The organism is Arthrobacter sp. MYb224 (genome assembly GCF_002975455.1).
Taxonomy (GTDB): Bacteria; Actinomycetota; Actinomycetes; order Actinomycetales; family Micrococcaceae; genus Glutamicibacter.
Window position 1 is genome coordinate 1 of sequence record NZ_PCPU01000018.1, and the last position, 3,204, is coordinate 3,204.

Annotated in this window: 2 protein-coding genes; both read right to left on the reverse strand. The window is 56.3% G+C overall.

The features are described from left to right. Window positions 1-111: 111 nt before the first annotated feature. On the reverse strand, window positions 112-2,454 hold the full coding sequence (locus CQ017_RS17725) for a putative transposase (RefSeq protein WP_105554811.1): 2,343 nt from the start codon (window positions 2,452-2,454) through the stop codon (window positions 112-114). A gap of 230 nt (window positions 2,455-2,684) precedes the next feature. Then, complete coding sequence (locus tag CQ017_RS17730) at window positions 2,685-2,993, reverse strand: helix-turn-helix transcriptional regulator (protein ID WP_105554812.1); 309 nt, start codon at window positions 2,991-2,993, stop codon at window positions 2,685-2,687. Window positions 2,994-3,204: the final 211 nt, after the last annotated feature.

Here is a 3,204-nt window from a genome sequence, read left to right on the forward strand (position 1 = left end):
ACAGATAAAAACTATACACAGATTTGCGGGATGTTTCAAATCGGGAGGCCCTTTTCCGAGGTGACCGTGCACACAGGGTTCTGGACATCGGCTAAAAAATAAACTCAACACTCAGCAATGATTCTTCACCCGATACCGCAACACCCGGTCCGTCCCCGGATACCGGGTGCGTGTCTCAGAGAGCCGTTCACACATCTCACCCAACGCCACCGTTTCCCGCCGGGTAGGTAACGGATCCAAGACGACGTCCAAAAAGCCGTCGGTTCGTGGGTCCAAATCCCCACTACCGGTCAACGCTTGACGCACGAACTCATTCGCGTCCTTGAACACAGATCTCAACCCGGTGTGTGAACGAATGTCAGCGACCATGGCCATGGACGCATTGAATGCGGACATCCGCACCGCATGAAGCAACTGCTTATGCTCTGTTTCCAACACTAGTTGTCCCGGATTTACTTCACCTAACGGCAGCCGGGCAGGGATCTTCTCCCACTTCTTTGTAGCCTTGTGCAGTGCTTGTTCCGCTTTGATCACCGGCGCGTTAATCTGATTAACCTCAGCGTTACTGACCACCCGGGTTTCCCCTGGTTCCGGAGTGTTCAACCGCAACATCTGTGCGTCAGCGACGCTGCTCAGCGTGCTCACCACTGCTGCTGCCGCATCTCGTGCTTGCTTCGCTTTCTCTTTCGCCGGGTTCGGCACGCTACGGGTCACGTCATCCACGGTGTGCTGATAGGTGTCGTGGGAGTCCAAAGCAAAGTGCTGGCGGGCGTATCGGAAGTAATTTTCTTGCCGCCAACGCCTGCCGATATGGAAGATCAACTCCCCAGCACTCAACGTAGTATTCGTAGTCAGCAGATGAATCTGGCGATCCGCTTCCCCGGTACTCTCACGCACTTGCTTGCCGGCAGCAACGATCCGGCTGACCTGCCGCATCCCAAACATCCCGTCCACGGTGACGCCAACGGACGGAACCAGCGCCCCTGTTTCATCCGATGCTTCGCCGGCCGCTTCAGCGTTCTTACGGGCCTTGGCATCCACCTCAACCCCGACGACAGTGTCAGCAGCCTGCTTCCACTCATGATCCTGGCCCCACTGATTAGTGAACCTCGCCTTACGGAATATTCCTGGATCAAGGTCCGGGATACTGCCCTTGCGCCAAGTCAATACGTCAAACCCTTGCTCATACAAATACTCGAACAACGCTGGGGACCAGCCTTCACGGTCAAAGCCGATCAGAACCCGCCTCTGGTCACCCACCAGCGCACGCAACTGAGGAACCAGGCCGCGCAGCTCACCGACCAGATTCTTGGACGGCGCGGCCATCACCATGAACACCGGCGCACCAGACGCGTCAGAAACCCACGTTTCCATGGACGCCGGCACCGGATATTTCAGGCGGGTCGAGTACTGCTTACCGATTTTTTTGGACCCTTGGTAGGAGCGTACGTGCCCGTCCACATACAGCAGCAACCCCAGCGCATCGCCCTCACCTGTTGGTTCCGTGCTGGCGAGGTGGTGTTTTCCTAAGGCAACAAGCAGTTCGACTGCATGGGTTTGGGCGGCGAGTTCCTGATGCTTGCGGCGGATGGTTTTTACTTCCGGGGCACGGTCCAACCCCAGAATCCTGCCCAAATCTGCTGGCTTCAACCGCCTCGCGCCTTCGGCGCGTGGCTCCCCGGCCAAGGTGCGCAGCACCGCTTCAAGGATGGTGGTGTTCAGCCCATAAAATCCAGGCTTCAATGCTGAATACACCTGATGAACACAGGACAGCAGACCGGTGGCTTCCAACGCTGGTAATGCGAGCAGTAGTCCGGCGTAGGGGATCTTCGCGGCTGGAGTGAACACCGGGACCGCTTCGGTCAGGGTTCCGGTGGACGCGGCGAGGCGTTCTTCGGTGCGTGGCGCCGGGGTTGGCAGTATCGGTAGTTCTTCTTGGATTGCTTCGGTGAGGTCAGCGGTCCTCAAATCCTGGCCAGGTACTGGTGGTTGGCCAGTGGCGGGGTCCAGCTTCATGGCGCGGCGGACACTGAATTCCGAGACACCGGTTTGCGCGGCAGTTGCCGTCAGAGTCAGGCCGCTGGCGCGTAGCTGTTGAATGCGGGTGATGACCTCTTTGGTGAGTTTGGAGCCGCCTTTCGGTCCACGTTTCTCACTAGTCAACGAGTTCAGGCCGGTGGTGTTCAGCGTGCGGTGCCAGTGCCAAATAGTGTCTTCGATGACGCCGAAGGCGTGGCCTATTTCTGCGGCTGAGGCCGCTTTCATCCGCCACAACGACACAGCTGCTAATCGTTTGGAGGTGTCATCGCCGGTGGTCCAGGAGTGCCAGAGCATTCCGTGGATGAACACTTGCCCGCCGTGATCATCTTCGAGTAAACCTGCCGCGTGTCCGATGGGTATTGCTTCGGGGCGTGGGTTGAAGGTGAGGAAGGGTTCGGCGTTCATATATGCCATCTTTCCACCTCCACGCCCCGACTAGTATGTTCAGTTAAATTCTATCGAAAGTGGGTGTGAATTAATAGAGGTTTAACGCAAAAGATCCCCGATTTCTCGGGGATCTTTTGGTGGGTTCTGTTTGAGCATGTCCAGAACCCTGGAGCAATATCGGTGGTCCCCACAACGGCTGATATTCACTTGATAGACATCGGCTCGCTGCACTCGCTTAAGCTCTTGGATTTCGTGGCTCATTTCTCCACCACAATTTTCAGCCCAAGAACTGCAGCCGTGGACAGCACAGCCGTGATGGAAGGGTTTCCACCACCAGTTTCAATTGCCCGCAAAGTGCGCTCAGAGATATCCGCCAGCTCTGCTAGCTGCTCTTGAGTCAGCCCGCTCTCTTTTCTTGACTGCTGTATAGCGAAGCCAATTTCTGACAGGGAATTCACGACGCGCTCCAGTCCGGCAAAATCTCGCCGATTTTTACGTTTACCCTCACCATAATGCCTCAATAGAGCATTTACGGCAATATACTGCCGAATCGTTGACTCATTCATTTGTTTGTAGCCATCTCGCGGAGTAACGGCAGCATCACGCCGGTCAAGTTTTCGAGCTGTCGTTTAAGGCCGGTTAAAGCGCAAAAAGGTCCCACCCCACCAGGCAGAACCACACAACCCACACACCCCGCGGGTTAAACAGGTGAGGCCCCCACACCAACAGGTGCAAGGGCCTCAAACCATCATACTAAGTTAAGTCCGGCGGTGACCT